The sequence below is a fragment of the Micromonospora sp. WMMD1082 genome, from assembly GCF_029626175.1.
Lineage (GTDB): Bacteria > Actinomycetota > Actinomycetes > Mycobacteriales > Micromonosporaceae > Micromonospora.
In genome coordinates this window covers 1,555,953-1,571,409 of sequence record NZ_JARUBM010000002.1, presented here as the reverse complement: position 1 = coordinate 1,571,409, position 15,457 = coordinate 1,555,953, and the positions used below count along the sequence as shown (strand labels likewise).

Genomic DNA, 15,457 nt, shown 5'->3' with positions numbered 1-15,457 from the left:
AAAGCAGATCGGCGCTGGCAGTGATCGGCAGAACAAGCATTAGGCTCTCGTCACCGGGGTCCAGGGTGGATCGCCGGGCTGTTCGCGTCTCTCGCCGGAGGTATCGGTGATCAGTCCATATGTCCGTCGCCGCCGGCTCGCTACCGAACTCGTGCGACTACGAGAGGAACACGGCTACTCCGCCGAGCGGCTCTGCAAAGAGACAAGAATCGCCAAGCAGAAACTGAGCCGTTTGGAAAACGCGAGAGTCCGACCAGATCAAGACGAGATCATGCGAATCCTCGACCACTTTCGGGTTGACGAGCAGCGGTGGGCAGAGATCATGGCTATTGCTCGGGAGTCCCAGGAGAACGGCTGGTGGGAGAAGTTCCGCGTCGAGATGGGACCACGCCAGGCCCTCTACGCGGACCTGGAAGCCGGTGCTGAGCACATCGCCGAGTACCACATCACCCTGCTGCCGGGCCTGTTGCAGATCCCGGCGTACACCGAGGTCCGCGCGGTGGCAGATCGTGCTGCCTACCCCCGGAGATTCACGGTGGAGCGAGCACTGGAAGCCCGAGCTGCCCGGCAACGGGTCCTTGACAGGCCCGGCGGACCCACCTACGAAGTGATCATCGATGAGCTCGCAATCCGCCGGCACGCCGCACCGCCGGAGGTCGTCCGCGCACAGCTTGACCACCTGATCTACGTCGGTCACGAGAAGCAGAAGACCACCATTCAAGTACTGCGGCTGACGGCGCGAATCGCTGGCAACGCGGTACCCCGGTCGTCGTACTTCAGCTACCGATACCCCGACCCAAGCGATCCAGTGGTCGTCGCGGTCGACACCATCACCAGCGACTTCGTCCTCACCGACCCGGACGAGGCTGCCAACTGCTTAAGCCGGACAGTGTTGCCTTCCGCGACCGGGTATGGGCAACTTTTGCTCGCTTGCAATTTGGCACCATGAACGTCGGTGAAGAGTTCTGCATTGATCTAGATCAACGCGGAGAGGCCCGATTTTCGATTCTTGCTGCCGATGACGAAACGGTGCTGGTCGTACAATGTGTTTCTGCCAGAGAAGTCCGGTCATCCCAACTGAGGGCTGAGATACACGCCCTTCGCGACGTTCGAGTCGAAACCCTTCGGGCACTGCGACGAATTTTTCCCGGAAGAAAAGCAAAAATTATTCTCGCTACTAAGAACATTGCCTTGATGCCTAACGCGCAATCGTCTCTCGAAGACGCCGACATCATACACATGGACGAAGAGGCGATTAGCTACTTCCTGTCTTTGGCGGAGCATCTCGGCAAAGCGGCCCGATTCCAGCTATTGGGCAACCTGTTCGCGGGGCAGCGTATACAAGGTTTAGACTCGGAGGTTCATGCCCTGCGAGGAAAGATGGGCGGGATTACATACTACTTTTTCGCAATCGAGCCTGACCGACTGTTAAAGATCGCCTATGTACTGCATCGGAATAGGGCCAACAGCGATCTAATGCCCACCTATCAGCGGTTGATAAGACGTTCAAGGCTTCAGGATGTGTCTAGGTTCGTTGACGCCGGAGGGTTTTTCCCGAATTCAATAATCTTGAATATGGAGACAGGGAGATCCCCGAGGTTTGATCCGGCTACGAAGGCAGGGGATGGGCCTGTGATGGGTGTCCTGCACCTACCACAGACGTATCGTTCAGCTTTTGTGATCGACGGTCAGCACAGACTGTACGGATATGCCAACTCTGATCGAGCGGTATCGGAACTGATCCCAGTCGTGGCTTTTGTGAACTTGCCGAGGTCGGAACAGATCCGGCTTTTTATGCAAATTAATGAGAACCAGCAGGCGGTTCCTAAGAACTTGCGCAATACTCTAAACGCCGACCTGCTATGGGATTCAGACGACCTTCGCCAAAGGAGCAGGGCGCTCAAACTTCGCGTTGCCCAGCATCTTGGCGAGTCCAAGTCATCTCCCCTCTACGGCAGGGTCATAATAGGCGAGAATACTCGGTCGCCCATCCGCTGTCTGACAATTGAGGCGATCAGTAATGGCCTAACCCGCGGTAGTTTTGTCGGGTCCTTCAACAAGTCGAGCGTCAAAGACAGTGGCACGTTCTACATGGGCACAAACGACGCGACGTTCGCGTTACTTGTCCCATTCCTTGAAAGATGCTTCCGGCATCTTCGGGATAAGCTATTTGCGCAGTGGACGCTGGGCGGCGCTGAAGGCGGATTTGTCTTCATCAACCCAGGCATCGAGTCTTTGTTGAAGATTTTCAGCGATATTGTCGACCACTTAATCCTGCAAGGCGCGATTGATCCTCGCATCACCCCAGCCGAAGATGTGTACCGTCAGTCGAGCGCATATCTTGATGCGATCGTTGAATACGTGGAGTCACTGGGGGTCGAGCAAGCGGCAGAGTATCGGCGAATGTACGGTTCCGGTGGTACCACCAGGTACTGGCGACGGCTCCAGCGGGCTATACAGAAAAGGCACCCGGACTTCGACCCGCCCGGCCTGAGTGCGTTCCTTGAGGACGAGGCTAAGACTTTTAATACGGAATCATTTAAGATGATACGCGAAATCGAAACGTTCTTAAATGAAGACATAAAACGCAAGTTGCAGGAGAAATTTGGAAAGATAAATTGGTTTGCCCTAGGCGTGCCACGCAAAGTCCGCGAATCCTCAATGACCATGGCGGCTCAGAAGAATGTCGACCTTCCGCCTGACAAGCAGGTTGGGCCATGGGACTGCCTCCATATCATTGATTACTGCACTATCATGACGCAAAGCCAAGATTTATGGCTGGAGCTCTTCGCCAAGCGATACACGCTTCCCGGCGAAGGGCGCCCGAAAGCAAGCTGGCGGTCCAGATCCAGCTGGATGAACGAACTGAACAGAATTCGGAATCAGAATTTCCACACATACACAGTCAAGCCGAGCGAGTACGAATTCTTGGTTGAGGTGACGGGATGGCTCTTGAGGGAGGAAGGCGAAGACGACATCTAGGGTCAGAACCGCCCCGCTCGTCCGTCCGCACCACACGGCAGGCCGTGCTGGATAGATCGACAACACAAAGCAGACTACTCGACTAGCTTAAATGTTTCGATGACTCACTGCCGTCGGTTGAACAACTCTACCGCCCCCATGGCGAGAATTCCGCCATGCGGACCAGCGTCGCGCAAGCGTTCGCCGAGAACAGCGACGCGTTCATGCTGCGGGGCAATCCGTTGACCTGGGACGGGAAGTGGCCCGACCCTCCCACCGGCGAGGCCGCCCGCCTGGTCGCTCACGTTATCGAGCGGTACACGCAGACCATGCAGCGCCCGCCCCGCCGGCGTCGTACACAAGCAGTCGATTCTTCCCCGAGGAACTTTCCCGGTTCCAGGACGCCCTCAACGGCTACAAGCATGACCTAGTCAACCTGGCCGCGTCGACTGGCGTCCGCCTAGAGCACCGACCACATCGGCGAGTCAGCCACCCGGAGAACTCCTCCGTGAGGTCCTGCTGTTGAGCAGGATGAACTGGAACTCTGCCCGGACTGCCGAAAGGATCCCAGTCGCCCTCCCGGTGCGCTAAGGAGGTTGGCGCGATCCTGCGAGACCTTCCAGCCGGAATCGCGATATGCCTTCTACGTGTGAGAGGCCGGTCCGGAGGTCCCCTCGGCCATCGGCGTTACTGGTTGGACTACGTTCCATAGGACGATGTGTCTTGTGATCAGGTGCCTACGCTGGCATGCTGGCGTGGCATTCCGGCAAACCGGACCGTCGGGTCGCCTCGTTCGGCAAACGGACGCCGAGGTCCAGCAGACCAGGGATGAGGTGGCAGTGTTCTTACAGGGCCGCCCGAGAGGGCTACCAGCGAGCTTCGACGGGCGGTGATGGGTTGGCACCGAAGTCAGGTGCGGCAGATGGCCCCAACACGCTGCTCAGCGACGCCCGCCGCCGGCTTCTATCCCCGAGCGGTTCAGGCCGACGGATGTCCCGGCAGGAGGTCGCCGAGGCGGTCAACAACTACCTGTGGGACACCTACGGCACGAGAACCAGCATGGACGCCAACCACGTCGGGAAGCTTGAGCGAGGAGAACACCGCTGGCCCAAGCCCACAACCCGGGAGGCGTTCCGGGCGGTGCTGAAGGCATCGCGGGACGCTGACCTAGGCTTCTACATCACCCGTGGCCAACGCCATTCCGATCCCGTTGTGCACCAGATGCCCCCTGGCGAGAGGCTCACCGCTGATGATGATCATACTGGCGAGTCGCTGACCGGCAGGGAGATCACGGACACTGGCGACATGAACCGCCGTCAGTTGCTACGCCTGCTGAGCCTGACAGGTGCGCTGTTGGCCGCGCCCGTCCCGGGAAGCCAGCTCGACTTGGCGCGCATCGAATCCTCCAGCGACGGGAACAGGCGACTAGACCCAGCGACCCTTGACGAGTACGAGGGACTGAACGCCCAGCTGTGGGCGGCCTTCGGCGCAGCCGAGTCCAAGGCAGCAGTATCACCGCTGGTCAACCGTCAGCTGACGACACTCACGGCCAACCTACGCCGCTCCCACACGACACCCGTGCATCGTAGGCTCTGCCAGGTCACCGCCGACCTCCTCCAGCTCGCCGGCGAGGTCGCCTTTGACGCGAACGCGTACGGCGAGGCCGCGCACTGCTACACGCTGGCAGCGACCGCCGCCCGAGAAGCCGCTGCCTACGATCTTTGGGCGTGCGCGATGATCCGTCACGCCTTCATCAGCGTCTACGAGCGCGACTTCCGGCACGCCGCACCGATGCTGGACGTTGCCACCGGCCTGGCCCAGAACGGGGACAGCGCGCTGTCGACCCGGCACTGGGCACGAACCGTGCAGGCGCAGGCTCTCGCGGGCCTCGGCGACCTCAGCGGATGCCGGCGGGCGCTCGACCAAGCCGAAGAGGTCAACCGCCTGCCCGGCCGGGTTCACAACGGCGGATGGTTGCGCTTCGACGGCTCCCGGCTCGCCGAGGAACGCGGGGCCTGCTACGTCGAGTTGAGGCGCCCAGACCTGGCCGAACCTGTGCTGTCCGGCGCTCTGTCGCAAAGCCTCTCCACACGACGACGCGGAACCGTCCTGACAGACCTCGCCTTGGTCGGAGTTCACCGTAACGACGTACACCAGATCGTGCTCTACGGCAGCGCCGCCCTCGATACTGCCCGCCAAAGCGGCTCCGGCGTGGTCGGCTCCAAACTCAACCGACTACACCACCACTTGCAGCCGTTCCTTGCTGACACTCACGTGCGGCATCTCAACAGCCAGATCAATGCCCTGATAAGGGCAGGGAACTGACACGACCAGAGGGAGGACCAGCGTGCAGGTCGAAGAACCAGGGCGCGTGTTCCGGGAGGCGTGGATCGCGGGAGTCCGTAAGCACTACCCCGGCGAACCGAAGCCGGGCTACGTGACGCCCTGGGATGATACGCCCGAATGGGAACGGGACAGTGCCGCCGCAGTCTATGAGCAGGTCCGCCAGTTCATCGAGGCCGCCGACGGCGCAACCGCGAAGCTGACCCGTGAACAGAAAGGACGCTTCGTCGCCCTGTGCTGGATTGCGCAGATCTTCAAACACTTTCCCAGCCCGAAGGCTTCCTACGTGGCCGACTGGTCAGACATGCCAGAGTGGCAGCAGGAGACGGACTCGGACATCTTCGAACACATCGAGCAGACGTTGGTCTCGATGCGCTGAGCTGAGCACAAATCGACAGGAGCGCGCAACTCCCACTTGATGCTCGCATCGGAGTCCGGCTTCTTCCGAGCCGGCGCGAGATTGGCGGACAGGGCACTACGCCGGCCAGCATGAACTGCGCCTGCAAGCGGTGACACTCCCAGGTCTTGCGCGGCGCGCCCGGCTTCCCGGGCGCGCCGACGAGGAGCATCTCAGTGTGCGTCAAAATCACCTTCGCGGATGCCGTCAGTGAACGCCGTCCACTCACCCCGGGTGAACCCCAGCACTGGTCCCGTCCGGTCCTTCGAATCCCGCATGCCCACGGTGCCGTCGAGCGCGAAGGCGACCTCGATGCAGTTGTCGCCACCGCCGGAGCGGCTGGACTTCCGCCAGTTGGTGAACTTCTCGGGGTGCATGGTCATCTCCTGGTGTAGTCGGGCAGTTCCTCCGCCACGCTGGCGAGGAAGTCGAGGCTGTCGGCGGGGCTGAGGGCTGCGGATCGCAGGCGCTCGTACAGGGAGGCGTAGGCGCATCCGCGCGGATCGCTGTCCGTATGATTCAACTGCCCACCCTCGCTCCTCGTAAGACTGCACGTCTTTGCGAGATACGGTCACATACGAGTTGGGCAAGAGGCGTAGCCGAGCTTCCCGGGCGATAGCTCTTGGATTCTGCAAGAAGTCGTTGGCGTCAGACACGGGTCACATCAGCGCTTCCTAATAGCGAACAATTCCTCAGTCGCCGTGCCCACATAGCCAAAGCACCGCGCACCGCATTCCTTCGACCTTCCGGCAATCGACTACTGTTCAATATTATCGCGGATCGGAAGCGCCGCCCATCAGGAGCAAACATAGATATTCTCCACCGCTCGCTTCTTCTGCTCTCCGCCGGATGCTCCAAGAGTGGAGTGGCTATGCGGGCGGCTTTTTAGTGTGACAGACGTAAAATGAGACGTTAGCAAGTCAAGGAGGTTCACGCCGGCGAGACTGAGGAGTCCATTATCAGGATAAGAGAGGACTAGAGGTATACCCCTAGCTCTGACTCCGGATGCGAGCGCCTCGAAAGCGCTTTGTACCTTGGTTTTTACGGAGAAGTCGGTGACGAATCGATCATTCCGGTACCGGCCAGCGCCAGTTGAAGCTGGGTAGTCATAGCGATACAGAGTTTCATAGACGTGATAATAGCGCGAGTAGTGATCTTTCGTGTACGGCGGGTCTGCGTAGACCACTCCTACACCATCTAGTGCGTCAGATGAGATTATTTTCAGGGCATCAGCGTTGCAGGACATATTGCCTTCCCGCCACTTTTGCGTGCCCTCTTGCGTCATGTCTATTATGCGGTCGGTAAACACCGCCCAGATGTCTCTCGACCATGCTCGCCGAACTCTTGTCTGTGAGAGCTCGCCCGAAACTCGTAGGTATTGAGCTGTGTGGCCTGGCGCGTTCATGACGGTCGCCGCAGCGCTGAGCCAAGCTGCGATCATCCAATCCCAGTCGACACTGCATGGCGCCTCCTGGTCGATTGCGTATCGCAGTGAGTCGATCTGGATCGACTGACGGACGCTGAAATAGCCAGCCGCAAAGTACAAAGTAGCTAGACTGTACTTCTCGCGTGTGTCCGCTACGGCACAAATCCTTGCCATACACCTAGCGTCGCTACTTATGCCAACATGCGGATAATTCGCCATGAATGTTGCAAGCGTCTTCCAGTCGGCTTTCAGTGCGACGGACTCTCTGGCGAGTACCGATTCGTGAGCTGTCTCCAGTTCTTGCTCTCTTTCGCGGTAGCGAAGCCGTATGCTGGGCAGTAGGTGAGCAAATTCAGTTCGACGGCCGCGGCAGAAGCGTGCTCGGGCTAATACTGTAGTGAAGCTAAGGGCATCGTTTGTAATGACGTGGTGGTCCGGTGAGAGCGCCGAGGCGACTGCACCTATACCTGAGAATAGATCAACAACCGACCCTGATGGCGTCACTGACTCGATCGCCGTCCTAACATCCGCAGCAAGGTACCGTTTCGTGCCCATGTACCGGACCGGCATTGCGACAGCCTCCAGGGCGCTCATTGGTGGCTACATCTTGACACTGAATGAGCACGTAGCGTATTGGGCGCAATAGGTGCAGTACTGTACCGTCCAGGATGGATCTCTAGCAACCCTACGCGCTCATTTTCCCCGATGGTGGGCACGCGTTCTCGTGCTCTGGTCGGTGACGGTGGGTCGCCCAAGGGCGGCGTTCGCCGCGCTCGCTCCGCAGTTTGCTCTTGGTGATTTTGGCGGATCGGTGGGTTGTACCCGCAAGCTTCTAGTACGGCAGCCGCCATTTGCTAGTTGAGCAGGGCATACTCTCGCCCGAGTCGGGTTCGTTGGTGGTGCCAGCGTGCTCGGGCTTGGTGGCGGCGTCGCCAGTTGCGCCAGTGGGTGTCGTGGTCGGCGGGTTTCGGCCGGTGCCAGGTTGTGGCGAGCAGGCGTGCGGTCTCGGGGATGGTCAGCGGGATCATGCCTGGTTCGGTGGGTGGCCGCTGATCGGGTGTGTCTGGTGGCGGGGCTTGGGTGTCGGTCCTGGTTTTGAGGCGAGCGGCGGCGATCGCGCAGATGGCCGGGGCGGTCATGACCAGCACGGTGTGCCGGATGATCGCGGTGTGGAGGCAGGCTTGGCATTGATCGAGGCCGAAGGAATCCTTGCTGAACTCGAATGTTTCCTCGACCGGCCAGCGCAGCCCGGCTGCCCGGACGAGCCGGGCCAGGGTCAACGGTTGGCCTTGCGGGACGTAGCAGTAGTGGAAGGCCAGTTCACCGCTGTTGAGGTGACGGCGGACCAGGAGGTAGTGCCGGGGTGAGTCGGTCGCGATCCATGCCCACGCGTACCAGCGTTGTCCCTTCGAGCCGGTACCAGCCGAGCGGACCTGCCACCGGCGTTTGTCGGCGGCGAGCAGGGCGACGGCCTTGGCGCAGGTCATGCGGGTTTCCGGGTTCAGGGTGAGCATGAAGGTCGAGGCGACGCGCAGTACGTAGGCCTGCTGCCGGTCTTCGAAGAACTCGCGTAGCGGGGTGCAGTTGCCGTAGACCTCGTCGCCGCAGGCGAAGTCGAAGGTGACACCGTCAGCGTAGGCGTCGGTGCAGATGTCGATGGCCAACTGTCCTTTGGTCCGGAACGTCACCGTCTCGGCGATGCCCATCCTCGCCGTGGTGCCCGCGTCTGCGAGGTGCTCGGCCGGGATCCACTGCCGGGCGGCGATCAGCGCGTGTCCGACACGTTCGCGTGCATACGCCAGGTGCACCGTGTTGATCCCGTTCGCGAGCCGGCCGGCGCAGCCCATGTACTGCCGTTTAACCCCGCACGTCGCCGTGCCCTGCTTGGCCTGGCCGGTCTCGTCCAGGGCGGCGATCCGCAGCCCCCGGCGCGTGCGGCGCCCGGCCACAGCGTCCAGGCCGGTTACGACGAAGCGGCGCACCTGACTCATCGCCGCGTGCCCGTCCCACACCGCCCGGTTCAGCAGCCTCTGGGTGCGATCCGGCGTGCGGTCCCCGGCCTGCTGCGCGATCGTCCACCCGTTGCGCTTCGGGATCTCGCTGACCAGCGCCGATACGTACCGGCCCGCGTGCTGCCAGGTCTGCGTACGCACGAAACACGACCGCAACCGCTCCAGCAGCTCACCCGCGGTCCGGGCCGTCCGGGCAGCCTCTATGCTGGCAGCAGCAGCCGCCTTCGATCTTGTTGTCTTCACAAACACATGATCAACAGGCGGCTGCGTCCATGATGGCCACCACCCCCGCCGCATCCCAGCAGGTCAGACTGCTAATGGCGGCTGCCGTACTAGCCACGAAGCGAGCCGTCACGCCGAATGCGAATGCGCAACACCCGGTCCACACATCGAGATCGTCGAGGTGCGGAATCCGCTTATTGCGGGCGAAGCTCGTGTCTGCTCGCGGGTGCACCGTGTCCGAGCCGGCGACCTCGTCACAATGGTATGTGGGCACGCCGGGAGGGGGGTCGAGCCCGACGAGCTGGCGCACCCGGTCGCCGCGCATCGGCCGCGCGCAGGTGCTGGTTCGCTCTCGCGCAAATGCGGTAGCTCAGGCGCCAGCACACATCCGCGTCCGGTCGCTTCGGACCGACCGCAGTCGCCACATCCTCGAACTCCGTGAGGCGTGCCTCGATCTCCAGGCGGCCTACCCTGCCCCCGGCCACACGCGCGTAGCCGCGAGCCGGGCGCGTTGGACGCTCGCGCATCAGGCCAACACGAAGATGCCCCGGCCGCTCGGCCGGGGCATCTTCAACCGTTTACTCGAATGCGAAACTGGCTTCAACGATCAGCGATCGACCGGTCGCGGTACGCGTTTGCAGTTCTGTGAGGTGCCCCCGGCGGGTCCCGTACAACATGGGAACGCGCTGCTACCAGCGACAACACCGCGTTCGTCGTGATCGACGGTGTCTGGCCGTTGCCGCCAAGGGGCCATTAGGCAGGGCGGTCCGACTACGGGTCGACCCCGCAGGATGGCGGTCCAGCTAAGAAGCTGGCGGCGTCCAACGCCGCCAGCTTGGGCTACTCGGCCAGCTGCTCGCCCGTCCGTGGATGTGTGCGTCTGTGACCTGCTCGCCGGGGCTACTAGCAGCGACCCTGCGGGACCCGTCCGACTGAATTTGCTTCCCCGTGGCGGGCAGATCGGTCACAAGGTCAAGCGTTCAATGCGGATGGCGGCGGGCTTCGAAGGCTGGCTGGCTCAACCCCTGGGCTCGGCGTTACCCCTGGATGCAATCATGCGCTGGGACGGGGGAGGATCATCCCCACCGACTACCGGGGCCGAACTCGGCTCAGATGGCCCACCGTTCGTCGATCTGGACGGGTAGGTGGGCGCCGCGCGAGCCAGGGGAGTCAGCAGTGGGTTGAGCCGCGCGCTGAGGAGTGCCGTGTCGGCGGCAGAAAGTGCCAGCAGCGGACGACGAAGGTAGATGCTCCATGCCTGCGGCTTGGGGAACGCATCCAGCTCTTCGACGAGCGGAGCAAGCTCGACACCGCCCGGGTAGACCACGGCGCCATCGATGTGAAGCGGACAGCCCGAGCGGAACTCCCTGCCGGCTAGCTCGAGCGGCTGGCGAAGGAGCTGGACGGCGCCAACCACAGTCGCGTGGCCGATGATCCGCCCACGGTCGCGGGTGGGGTTGTGCCATGCTCCCCTCGTGGCGTAGAGAAAAAGCTCGTCACCCGCGGCGAGTGCACTGACTTCCGCCCGGGACCCGGCGGGGAAAGCCATCCGCTGCTCGCGGAGCACCCATGCGATGCCGTCTCGGTCGCCCAACACGAGGAGATAGGCCCGGCTCATGCGGAGAGCGTAGCCGCTCGTGCCTCCCGGACCGCCAAGCATCACGGTAGGCTCCGCAGGCGATGTTCCGGGGAGGAGGTTGGTGGCCCCCGGTTCTCGTGGCCCGGTAGAGTCCTGGGGGCCTCGGCGTGCATGCCCTGCTCGGCCGGGCCAAGATGCTGCAAGGAGTCTGCGGAGACGATGGCGAGCGTTACCGGTCGGCTAGCCCTAACATGGGTAAACAAAGACAAGGCGTTGATCGGCGCTGGCGATGGCGGCTATGAGTGGGCTCCCCGCGATGATCCGCGAGTCACAGAAGTACGCCTTCTACATGAGGTCGGGGACGTCGGCGAAGCCGCCGACAATCTATTGATTGAAGGTGATAGCGCACACGCATTGCGGGCCTTGTTGAACATCCCGGAGTACGCGGCGAAATACCGGGGCAAGGTCAAACTTGTATACATCGACCCCCCGTTCAACACTGGGCAGGCATTCGCTCACTATGATGACGCGCTTGAGCACTCCATCTGGCTAGGGATGATGCGAGAGCGCCTTGTTCTGATTCGTGATCTCCTGTCTCCAGACGGCTCGGTCTGGGTTCACTTGGATCATACAGAAGCGGCATACTGCCGCGCCCTGATGGACGAGATCTTTGGTCGAGACAACTTCCGCAATGCGGTGGTTTGGAAACGTACTACGGGAAAGAGCTCGGCAGTTCGTGGTCTAGGGACCCTTCATGAAGTCATCCTCTTTTACGCTCGGTCGCCAGAGATGCAGCCCAACCGGATACTTCTGCCCTATGACGACGAGTATTTGTCAGTAAAATACTCTAGCTCCGATGCGAAAGGTAAGTACCGGTTAGGCGACCTCACGGCGCCCGGCATCCGAGAAGGTCATAGCGGGCGACCTTGGCAAGGCATGGACCCGAGCGCGAAGGGTCGTCATTGGGTGGCACCCAATCCCAGCGGGGTTCTCGATAGGCTTCCGCCCGATGCTACGACCCAACAAAAGCTTGACCTCTTACTGGAATGTGGGTATGTCCAGCTTCCTCGCAAGATCGGGCAGTGGCCGCAGTTCAAGCGCTACCTGAATGAATCAGGTGGGGTCGCACTGGGCGATCTTTGGACGGACATTCCGGTCCTCAACAGCCAAGAGGCGGAGCGGAACGGCTTTAGCACACAAAAGCCGGAACGGCTGATAGAACGAATCATCGAAATTACAACTAAGCCAGGGGACGTAGTTCTCGACTGCTTTGGCGGCTCCGGGACGACCGCAGCAGTTGCCCATAAGATGAACCGACAGTGGATTTTGGTTGAGCTGCTGCCATCCAATCTAACTTCCTTCATCCAGCCGCGGCTGACCAAAATAGTAAATGGCGAGGATCCGAGCGGGATCACTCAAGAGGTCGTCGAGGAGTTCGAGAACACCCTTCCCGACGGCGTCGGATACGACGAAGTGCGGCGCGCCGCCGCTGTCGTGAAGAAGATGGCGGATGCGAATGCATTCGATGACCTCGGCGGTCCAACCGTGTCGACACTTGAGGCAGTTGCCCGAGCCCTGCGCTACATGGTCCAGTCAAAGAAACAGGTAGTGAACCGCTGGTCCGGTGGGGGCGGTTTCCGGATCGTCCAGGTGGGTCCTTCGATGTACGAATTTGGAGAGGGCCGCGTCTTCCTCTCCGAGTGGGCGACTAACGGCCGATTTGCGGAAGCTGTGTGTGCCCAGCTCGGCTTCGCTGTTGAAGATGCACCCCCCTTCGCCGGACGTAAGGGTCGGACCCGCCTAGCCGTAGTCGACGGAGTGGCGGACGAGGGGGTCATAGCGGGTCTCGTTTCGCGCCTTGCCGACGGGGAGCGAATGGTCCTTGTAGCCAAAGCCGTGACCGAAGACGCAGCGGAGGCCCTAGTCAAGCTCAGTCCTGGATCGAAGCTCAAGAAGGCGCCGCGAGACGTCCTAATCCGTAAAGGACGAGTTTCCCGATGACCTGGATCGAAGCGGACGAGGCGCTCGTTGACGACATCGCCTCGCGTATGGATCTGCGCATACCAAACCGCAACGCGTTGAAGACCATCGTCGAACACATCGCCCCTGGCGACGGGCGCGAAGTGGTAGCTGACCTGGCGACAGGTGTCGGCAAGACATACATAACCGCAGCGCTTATCGACTACCTCGGCGAGCAAGGCGTCTCCAACGTTCTGATTGTTACACCTGGAAGGACGATCCAGGAAAAGACCATTGCCAACTTTACGCCTGGGCACGCCAAATTTGTGCCTGGAATGGAAACCAACCCCTTGCTTGTCACAGCAGAGAACTTTGCTCGCGGCCAGGTGGGGGATGCGCTGCGTGACGGCAGTGCCCTTAAGGTCTTTGTCTTCAACGTTCAGCAACTGATTCGTCCGACCGCAAACACCTCGCGGCGGGTTCGAGAGGTCGATGAATTTATAGGCGCGGATCTCTACTCCCATCTCCAAGAGGCCGACGATCTGGTGGTGATCGCGGACGAGCACCACGTGTATCGGTCCCAAGCGAGGGCGTTCTCGGCGGCTGTCCGGGACTTGCACCCTCGCGCGTTGGTTGGGCTAACCGCCACACCAGACGCGGCCGATGAGCAAAAGGTGATCTTCCGGTACAGCCTAGCGAAGGCCATCGCGGACGAGTTGGTCAAGGTCCCGGTGATCGCCTACCGCGAGGACGGCCACAATAGCGTACGAACTCAGTTAGCGGATGCCTGCCATCTCCGCCGTCTCAAGGCTCAGGTGATGACCGATTGGCACACCGAGCGCGGAAACCAACTGGTAAACCCAGTACTTTTCGTCGTCTGTCAAACTATTGAAGAGGCAGACGACGCCGCCGCAATCCTTGCTGAGGATGGTTTCATAGGGGATCCTAATGCCGTACTCGTCATCACATCCCAATCCAGTGACGACGCCCTAAAGGCGCTGGAAAGAGTCGAAAATCCAGACTCCCCTATTCAATGTGTAGTTTCCGTGAACAAGCTACGGGAAGGGTGGGATGTCAAGAATATTTCCGTAATCGTTGCGCTGCGGAAGCTCGCCTCCGAGGCTCTAACGGAGCAAATTCTCGGTAGAGGGCTCAGGCTCCCCTACGGGCGACGCGTGGGGGTTCCCATGCTCGATAGCGTTGACCTGATCGCCCACGAATCATACCGTCGATTGTTAGCCAATAAGAACGTTCTCCTGGAAAAGGTCCTCGTCGCGCCACAGGACACGGCTGGACGCACGGGTAGCAACGCCGCGACACCAGAGGCAGAGCCGGCGGCCACTCAAGGATTGCTCCCGTTGACCAACGCGCCGCAGGTGATTAACGGGGAGGAGACCGACGGCAGCCTGGCGATGATCCTGGCCTCAATGGATGCGCTCGACGCCGAGGCTCAGACCGAGCGCGAGCGTCTACATCAGGTGCTAAAACCTGTCGCGGGCGCGCCTACCATCAGATTCCCTCGTCGTGAACGCGAGATCCGACCGTCACGGTTCACGTTGTCGGATGTAACAAGCCAGGACGCCCGGCGCGAAGGCGCACGATTCATGACCGAGATCGCCATCCCACTTAGGCGGGACGCGCTTGACGCTACGCACACGATTGACGGCGACGTCCAAGTCGTTCGGCGAGCCGAGGTGTCCGAAGTTGCCACGCAGAACTTTATGCCTGTCGACAAGGTGCGCGATAACCTTGTTAACCGTCTTATGAACCTTCCGCTCATCGAGTGGAATCTCTCCGAGTTCAATGCGGCTAAACGTGTGGTTGACAAGTTTCTAGAGGGCGCAGGCGTGACATCGGGCGACCAGGTTGATTGGGGCGAAGCGCGTGCCCAGGCGGCGACGTTCGCCTTCGAATCGCTAATCCGTTCCCGCTTCGCCTCGCGTGTCATGGACGCCGTGTTCCGGTTCCGGATTGTAAATGTCCCGCCCCCGTTGCAACCCATGCCGGTTGATGTGGCGGATCACATGATGATCTCGTCTTCCCAACCGTTTTTAAGAGGTCGTTTCTATTCCGGATGGGTCAAGAGCATTCTTCCGCTAGCGTCTTTTGACGCCGAAAGGACGGAGTTGCGTTTGGCGCGGATTCTCGACGCGGCGTCGCAGATTAGATGGTGGCTGCGCATCTCGACTCAGGATCAGGCATATCTTGAAATGGACGATGGGACACGCTATTTTCCAGACTTCATCGCCATTGATTCCGATGGTGTGCACTGGGTCGTGGAAGGCAAGTCCGACCGCGACGCAGATCGCGCGGATGTGGTCCGGCGCAAAGCGTCGGCTGAGAGCTGGGCGCGGGCGGCAAACGACTCCGACGCTGTTGAGACGACTTGGCGCTACCTCTTCGTAACCGAAAGTGTGCTGCGGCAGTCAGCAAACAATTGGGCGACAATCCTGACGCTTGCACCACCCGAGGACTAACGTGGAGGTCGGACGCTGAGTCGAGCCCTTAGGCGGTTTGTGGAGATCACAACCACAGCGCTCGACCGACTTGTTCCTTCT

Annotated in this window: 10 protein-coding genes and 1 pseudogene; 6 read left to right on the top strand and 5 right to left on the bottom strand. The window is 60.9% G+C overall.

Going from position 1 to position 15,457, the window contains the following annotated elements:
* Positions 1-106: 106 nt before the first annotated feature.
* The 4 genes from O7615_RS07420 to O7615_RS07405 all read left to right on the top strand — a co-directional run bounded on the left by O7615_RS07420 (position 107) and on the right by O7615_RS07405 (position 5,683).
* A complete protein-coding gene (locus O7615_RS07420) occupies positions 107-949 on the top strand; it encodes a helix-turn-helix transcriptional regulator (RefSeq protein WP_278176607.1) in 843 nt (280 codons plus the stop codon).
* Positions 946-2,982, top strand: a complete 2,037-nt coding sequence (locus O7615_RS07415) for a DGQHR domain-containing protein (protein ID WP_278176606.1) — start codon at positions 946-948, stop codon at positions 2,980-2,982. The genes O7615_RS07420 and O7615_RS07415 overlap by 4 nt, the downstream gene beginning before the upstream one ends.
* 969 nt (positions 2,983-3,951) lie before the next feature.
* Positions 3,952-5,286 carry a transcriptional regulator gene (locus O7615_RS07410; protein ID WP_278176605.1) on the top strand — a complete coding sequence of 445 codons (1,335 nt, stop codon included), beginning with the start codon at positions 3,952-3,954 and terminating at the stop codon, positions 5,284-5,286.
* Between the two features lie 22 nt (positions 5,287-5,308).
* Positions 5,309-5,683 carry a hypothetical protein gene (locus O7615_RS07405; protein WP_278176604.1) on the top strand — a complete coding sequence of 125 codons (375 nt, stop codon included), beginning with the start codon at positions 5,309-5,311 and terminating at the stop codon, positions 5,681-5,683.
* A 191-nt stretch (positions 5,684-5,874) separates the two neighbouring features.
* Here the strand turns inward: O7615_RS07405 and O7615_RS07400 are convergent, their stop codons facing one another.
* The 5 genes and pseudogenes from O7615_RS07400 to O7615_RS07380 form a co-directional block, all read right to left on the bottom strand.
* The gene (locus O7615_RS07400; protein WP_278176603.1) at positions 5,875-6,084 is read right to left on the bottom strand and encodes a DUF397 domain-containing protein; all 210 of its coding nucleotides are present in this window, start codon (positions 6,082-6,084) and stop codon (positions 5,875-5,877) included.
* Positions 6,081-6,188 (bottom strand): annotated as a pseudogene (locus O7615_RS07395) (transcriptional regulator); the annotation flags it as partial. The gene O7615_RS07400 and the pseudogene O7615_RS07395, both read right to left, overlap by 4 nt.
* Positions 6,189-6,497: 309 nt before the next feature.
* Positions 6,498-7,721: a DNA adenine methylase gene (locus tag O7615_RS07390; RefSeq protein ID WP_278176601.1), complete on the bottom strand. Its 1,224-nt coding sequence runs from the start codon at positions 7,719-7,721 to the stop codon at positions 6,498-6,500.
* Between the two features lie 260 nt (positions 7,722-7,981).
* Entirely contained in the window at positions 7,982-9,382 is a 1,401-nt protein-coding gene (locus O7615_RS07385; protein WP_278176600.1) for an IS701 family transposase, read from the bottom strand.
* Positions 9,383-10,379: 997 nt separating this feature from the next.
* Positions 10,380-10,979, bottom strand: a complete 600-nt coding sequence (locus tag O7615_RS07380) for a hypothetical protein (RefSeq protein ID WP_278176599.1) — start codon at positions 10,977-10,979, stop codon at positions 10,380-10,382.
* A gap of 180 nt (positions 10,980-11,159) precedes the next feature.
* Here O7615_RS07380 and O7615_RS07375 point away from each other — a divergent pair, with 180 nt between their 5' ends.
* Positions 11,160-12,941: a site-specific DNA-methyltransferase gene (locus O7615_RS07375; protein WP_278176598.1), complete on the top strand. Its 1,782-nt coding sequence runs from the start codon at positions 11,160-11,162 to the stop codon at positions 12,939-12,941.
* Positions 12,938-15,376, top strand: coding sequence for a DEAD/DEAH box helicase family protein (locus O7615_RS07370; RefSeq protein ID WP_278176597.1), 2,439 nt, complete (start codon positions 12,938-12,940; stop codon positions 15,374-15,376). The genes O7615_RS07375 and O7615_RS07370 overlap by 4 nt, the downstream gene beginning before the upstream one ends.
* Positions 15,377-15,457 lie beyond the last annotated feature (81 nt).